Origin of the sequence: Paraclostridium benzoelyticum, from assembly GCF_001006285.1 — a bacterium.
GTDB classification, from domain to species: Bacteria; Bacillota; Clostridia; order Peptostreptococcales; family Peptostreptococcaceae; genus Paraclostridium; species Paraclostridium benzoelyticum.
In genome coordinates this window covers 1-5669 of record NZ_LBBT01000331.1, presented here as the reverse complement: position 1 = coordinate 5669, position 5669 = coordinate 1, and the positions used below count along the sequence as shown (strand labels likewise).

The following is a 5669-nucleotide window of genomic DNA, read 5'->3' as shown; positions in this document are numbered from 1 at the left end:
AAATGGATTTGAAACTTATTTGTAATAAGTTTCAAATCCATTATTTATAAGCATAGATTTATTTGGGACTTGCATACATATCAAAATTATATTTAATAAATCAACAGATGATCCAAGAGCATTTAACAAGCATAACAAACAAGTATTAATAGTTAAAAATCCGAAAAAATTAAGTAACACTGGTAAAATAATAGATAATATAAAAAAAGGCATTATACTACTAATCAAAAATCTATACTTTGAAATTTGTTCAGATGTGTAAACGAACCCATAAAATGGTGTTATTCCTAGGTATACATTATCTGATTTTAATGCATTTGGAATAAATAATAAATGAATTAATTCATGTGCTATTGTAAATATATATACTTCTAGTAAGAGTGGTATTGAAAATATATTTATGTTTCGTAGCGTTAAAAAGAGTCCACTTTGAATATCGAAGTATTTGTATATACTTTGATTTATATTAAAAATAAGCATTAAATATATCGATATAGAAAAAATCATTAAGGGGATCGATACAAGTATAGATTTCCATATATTCGAAGGCTCTTTAACTATTGTCCAACCATAAGATAATAGTTGTTTTTTTAAAGATTGATCAGCAGTAGGAATTTTTTTTATAAATTTCATATTAAACCACCTTTTATAAAAGATTAAAAAATAATCTGACATCTACATAGGTGTCAGATTATTTTTTTATATTAACATTTTCTCAAACCTAATAATTTTATTATTTAATACTACCATTTTTTCTTATAAAAAGAGCTTTGTCTTTTTATATGAACAGAACGTGATCTATTCAAAGATTTTTTACAGTTTTTATACATACTTTTAGCAACTGCATCACCTAAAAATGAACCTACTTTCTCAGCGAAATCAAATCCCCCGTTTATCTCTTCAAGTTTTAAATTATTTAACTCCTCAAATTTACCGTTCATTAAAATACCCCCTACTTATTTTAGAAAATTTTTAAAACGCTTTTTATAGCTTTTATTAAAGCTCTTATTATAGCTTTCAGCACATTTTCCAGTTTCATTAATTGCACCTATAACAGTTAAAGCTCCTCCTAGGACTACCAAAGGATGAACACCCCCATTTACAGATGCTAATTCATTTTTACTTATTTCATTAAATTTTGAATTTTCCATAATCTACCTCCTCTTTTAAGTTAATAAAAGAGTAACATAAAAAATTAAAAAATATGATAAAAATGATCGAATAGTACATTTTCATGACTGAATAGTTTTTATTAAAACATTTAATCATAAAAATAGACCATTCATACAAAGTAAAAATTTATTTACTCCTATAGTTGAAGTCTCTACGTATCCAGTAATATATGAATTTATAAATTTAAAAGGAAGTCACTATCAATTGTATATGCATCTTAAACTTTTAATATCAAATGTGTTGAAAATAGATTGGTCTAACTATGAATATAGTTTTAATGGACTTGCACCTGTTTATAATGATTTTAATTAAATAAGTAAATATGAGAGTCTCTATTGCAATTCAGGTAGGTAATACAAAATATAATGATAAAAGAAAATTGTGTTATTGTTAAGCATAATATACCTATTATAGCAATCAAAAAGTCACTCTAACGGCAATAAGAGTGACCTAAATAAATAGATATTTTATTTACATAGAAACTTCGATCTATACCACTAGATTGTAGTTTCTTTTTTTTTATTTCTATATTTATATTATACTATAAAATTTAGAAAATTAAACACGAAAATTAAATAAACTATCAACACATTAAATTTTTCAATAATTTAAGTTTAATTGTATTTTGCCTATCTTACAAATTTGTTCGGCAGTCTTACACATTCTACATGATATCATATACTCAAATACTAAGTAGGAGAATTGAACATGAAACAAGATACGAAGGTTTTAATTGTAGAACTAACAAAACTTATAGTATCTATATGTTTAATCATTTTATATCTTAATCAACTAATGAAGTGATTAAAAGTGTATTTACTTTAAGTAAGACTTTTAAGGTGAGGTGCCAAAATGAAAAAGAGATACAAAGAAAATTTACTTATAACTTATAAATTAATACTTCTATTAATTTCCCTTATGATGGTTGTATATTTAATCTTAAAAAAATAAAAATCATATAAACTTAAATTTAATTAAAGGATTTTAAACTATTATATCGTAATTACTATTAATATAACTATTCCGAATACATTCGATTATTTTATTGACAAACCATAACTCAACTTGATAGACTAGTTATACAACAATTTCTAAATGAAATCTTGAAACAAATAAAATTACAAATACAATAACAATTTGTTAAACTAATTATTAAACAGATTATTATTGTATTTGTTTAACCATAGAGGAGGAAGTATTTTGAAAATATGTTCATTTTTTAATGTAAAGGGTGGAGTTGGAAAAACAACTTTAACAGCTTTAACAGCAATTAAATTAAGCAAGGAGGGCAATAAAGTTCTAATCATCGATGCAGATACTCAAGCAAACTTAACTCAGTTTTTATATAAAGTATCACATAGCGATAAAACGATGTTTGAAGCATTAACAGATAACTCAAGTGCAGATGAGGTTATAATTAAGTCTCCACTTCCAAAGTATTCAAATATAGATTTAATACCATCTGATTTAAGTTTAAGTGTTCTTTCTGAGTTTCTTACAACTAAGACTAATAGAGAGAAGTCAGTTTGGAGATGGTTCAAATCTAATATAGAAACTTTAAAAAATTATGACTATGTATTTATAGATTTATCTCCATCTTATGATCTAATTGCTAGAAACTTTATGATAGTATCAGATTCAATTATAACTCCTTTAGAATATCAAGATATTGCATCTATAAGAGGGTGCGAATTATTTTATAAGAAGTTTAATCAAGACTTAGTAGATATGGAAATGGAAAACACAGCTAAAAGAGCTGTAATTATAAATTCATACACTGAAAGAAAACTTTCTACTGCAGATATATTTAATGATTATTTAGATCAATTTGAAGATATAAAACAAGATCTATTAGAAAGCAAGTTAAGTGATACAACTTTAATTAAGAATGCGATATTAAATAAATTAGACATAGAAGATTATTGTAAAAAAATTAAAAGAAGCCATAAGGTTAGAGAAGAATTCGGGGAATTAATAGAAGAATTAAAAGAAAAGGAAGTGTTATAAATATGGGAATAGATAAATTTTTAGTAGATGAGGAAAAAGTGGAGTTACCTAAAAAAAATTATAAGTCAAAAGTAGATGACAAGTTAAAAACTAAATTCGAAGAAGAAGAGGTAAAGCCTAATTCAATTAACTTATTAGAAATGGAAGAAGACAAGAAATCAAGTAAGAAAGTTTCTATGTCTATATACTTTGATGAAGATGATTTAAAGCTATTAAAAGCTATATCAAAGTTTAAAAATACAACTGTAAACAAAACAGTAATGAGTATACTAGAAGGGCCTTTAGAAACAACTAAAAGCAACTTACCAAATGATTTTAACATAGATAAATTAGCAAAGGATTATGATAAAACTAGCAGAAACAAAAAGGCTAGAAGATAGTAATGCTAATGATTTAATTACAAGTTAAATAACAAACTTAAATTAAAATGGTGTAACAAATTATAAATCAAATACATTTCTATTTGATTTATAATTTGTTACACCATTTGTTAGTTCAAACTTTATTCAAATATATCTTATTAATTGTAGTATTATATAAGTAAAATTAAGTAACTAGTAAAAGTATATTACTCTTATTTAATGACTATTATTTTTAGAGATTTTTTCATAAAATATTTTATTTAGTAGGAAATCTAAAATATTTGTAGAATATCCATATAAATAGGCTTTTGATCAAATGATACAATCTAAAGCTTAAAGTGAAACGAATTTTTACAGGAGGCTATTTTTATGGATTTAAAAATAAGTGATTTACCTCCACAATTTGAAAGTATAGCTATGAAGGTTGGGATGGATATAACCAAGATGCTATTTAAAGAATTTGGAGGAACATCTGTGTACTTTCCTACTGAAAAGATGATATATAAAGATGCTCTTGATAGATAGATTATAGAAAATTTTAATGGATTTAATGTAAAAGAGTTGGCTAGTAATTACAATATGTCTGAGAGTTATATTAGATCTATTATTCGTAATAGTAGATAGTTATAATAATTAAAAATAGCTCACTAATCTAAAATATTAGATTAGTGAGCTATTTTTGTGGACATTTACTTAGCTATATAAAAAACTATTACTATAATTAACTTGTTAGTTTAAATTTTATATAGCTAATTAGTAAGTGACTTATCTATATAAAAAGGGATTTGGTAATTTCGTTAAATATATTTAATCAATTAATTATCTATATAAACTTATTATTGGTTTGCGACTTCTAATTCTGAGCTTACTAGCCCTGCTCCTACTGCTAATATAAATGGAACTATCATTAAACTTCCTAAAATTATTGTCATTTGTAATTCCTCCTTTTAGTTATCTTTCATTTGATAAGTTTATTATACAGCTATAACATTAAAAGAGCCTGACACAAAGCTTAAATAATCCTTACATTTTTGATAGGTACATTAACGCCTTACAAAACTGTACGATAACATCCATGATACAAATGATATTATAAGTACAAATAACAATAAACAAAGGAGAACTAAAACATGACACAAGGAATAATAATTAGCAAACTAGAGGCTATAGGTCGATTGATTATTCCAAAAGAGTTTAGGAGTACTTTAAAAATGAATAAGATGTCACAATCTAAAAAAGAACTCCATAGTGGTAACTGTTCATTTTGTGGATCTGATAAAAATCTAAATAAGTTTAAATCAATGGTAATATGTAAATATTGTATAAGTGAAATGAAAGAAGTAAAAAAATTTATGGGTAAATAAAAAGTTGAATTAGCTATTTCAGGTATTAAGATCTAAGAGATTTAAAATTTATGTAGTTTTGTATATTTTAGTTCAAAATTTATATATTTTAGTCCATTTTAAAATTTTAAATTATGATATATGTTATCTTTAAATAAATAAGAAAGATATGTTCTTTATTTAATAGTCTTGAAAGTGAGTGAGCGCAAATGTCAATTCTAGGTATATTAACAGCACTTTGCTTTTTTAAGCGAAGCAGAAAATTAAAAGAAACTAAAGATATTGAGAAATATGTATATTTATATTCAAGCAAAATCAAAGATAGAGATGGATACATAGAGTTATATTCTAAAATATATTTCTTAGATGGAGTAATTTTAATTGGGATTGAAATCTTTTATATATTAAATAAATATTTTTTTGATTTACCTATAGGTGTACTCGTATTAATATTTGGTGTAATTTTCATATCAGCTTTTATAGAAGCAATTGTAATTGATAAAAAAAGTAAAAAATTCATTTATTAAAAAATAACATCTTTAAATATGATAAAATGGATTTGCGATAGTATATACTTTAATTTCTACATTAGGAATATATGCATTGATATTACTTATAAAACCTTTGAAAATTTATATAAAAATAAATTCAAAAAATCAAAAAGAGTGGTTATATTGAAATGTAATAATTTCAATATAACCACTCTTTTTACATACAAAGTTTTATAAAACTACTTCAAATTTATAATTATTATCTATTAGAATATAATAACAATTATATTTTT

The 5669-nt window shown here is 23.9% G+C and carries 9 protein-coding genes; 6 read left to right on the top strand and 3 right to left on the bottom strand.

Annotated features, from left to right (window positions below; all coding sequences use genetic code 11):
- Positions 1–15: 15 nt before the first annotated feature.
- The 3 genes from VN21_RS15945 to VN21_RS15935 form a co-directional block, all read right to left on the bottom strand.
- On the bottom strand, positions 16–633 hold the full coding sequence (locus VN21_RS15945) for a DUF3267 domain-containing protein (protein ID WP_046824129.1): 618 nt from the start codon (positions 631–633) through the stop codon (positions 16–18).
- Positions 634–743: 110 nt separating this feature from the next.
- On the bottom strand, positions 744–941 hold the full coding sequence (locus tag VN21_RS15940) for a hypothetical protein (protein ID WP_046824128.1): 198 nt from the start codon (positions 939–941) through the stop codon (positions 744–746).
- A gap of 15 nt (positions 942–956) precedes the next feature.
- Complete coding sequence (locus VN21_RS15935; RefSeq protein ID WP_046824127.1) at positions 957–1151, bottom strand: class IIb bacteriocin, lactobin A/cerein 7B family; 195 nt, start codon at positions 1149–1151, stop codon at positions 957–959.
- A gap of 1222 nt (positions 1152–2373) precedes the next feature.
- On the opposite strand from VN21_RS15935, the gene VN21_RS15930 reads away from it, so the two are divergent.
- From VN21_RS15930 to VN21_RS15915, 6 genes are all read left to right on the top strand, one after another.
- The gene (locus VN21_RS15930; RefSeq protein WP_025163103.1) at positions 2374–3180 is read left to right on the top strand and encodes a ParA family protein; all 807 of its coding nucleotides are present in this window, start codon (positions 2374–2376) and stop codon (positions 3178–3180) included.
- Between the two features lie 2 nt (positions 3181–3182).
- Positions 3183–3560 (top strand): hypothetical protein, encoded by a 378-nt coding sequence (locus VN21_RS15925; RefSeq protein WP_046824126.1) that lies wholly within the window; start codon positions 3183–3185, stop codon positions 3558–3560.
- Positions 3561–3911: 351 nt separating this feature from the next.
- Positions 3912–4067 (top strand): hypothetical protein, encoded by a 156-nt coding sequence (locus VN21_RS18775; RefSeq protein WP_161794420.1) that lies wholly within the window; start codon positions 3912–3914, stop codon positions 4065–4067.
- Positions 4068–4166, top strand: coding sequence for a Mor transcription activator family protein (locus VN21_RS19500; RefSeq protein ID WP_152650841.1), 99 nt, complete (start codon positions 4068–4070; stop codon positions 4164–4166). It abuts the gene before it with no gap.
- Between the two features lie 506 nt (positions 4167–4672).
- The gene (locus VN21_RS15920) at positions 4673–4906 is read left to right on the top strand and encodes a hypothetical protein (RefSeq protein ID WP_046824125.1); all 234 of its coding nucleotides are present in this window, start codon (positions 4673–4675) and stop codon (positions 4904–4906) included.
- A gap of 188 nt (positions 4907–5094) precedes the next feature.
- Complete coding sequence (locus VN21_RS15915) at positions 5095–5412, top strand: hypothetical protein (RefSeq protein WP_046824124.1); 318 nt, start codon at positions 5095–5097, stop codon at positions 5410–5412.
- The last annotated feature ends 257 nt before the right edge of the window (positions 5413–5669 follow it).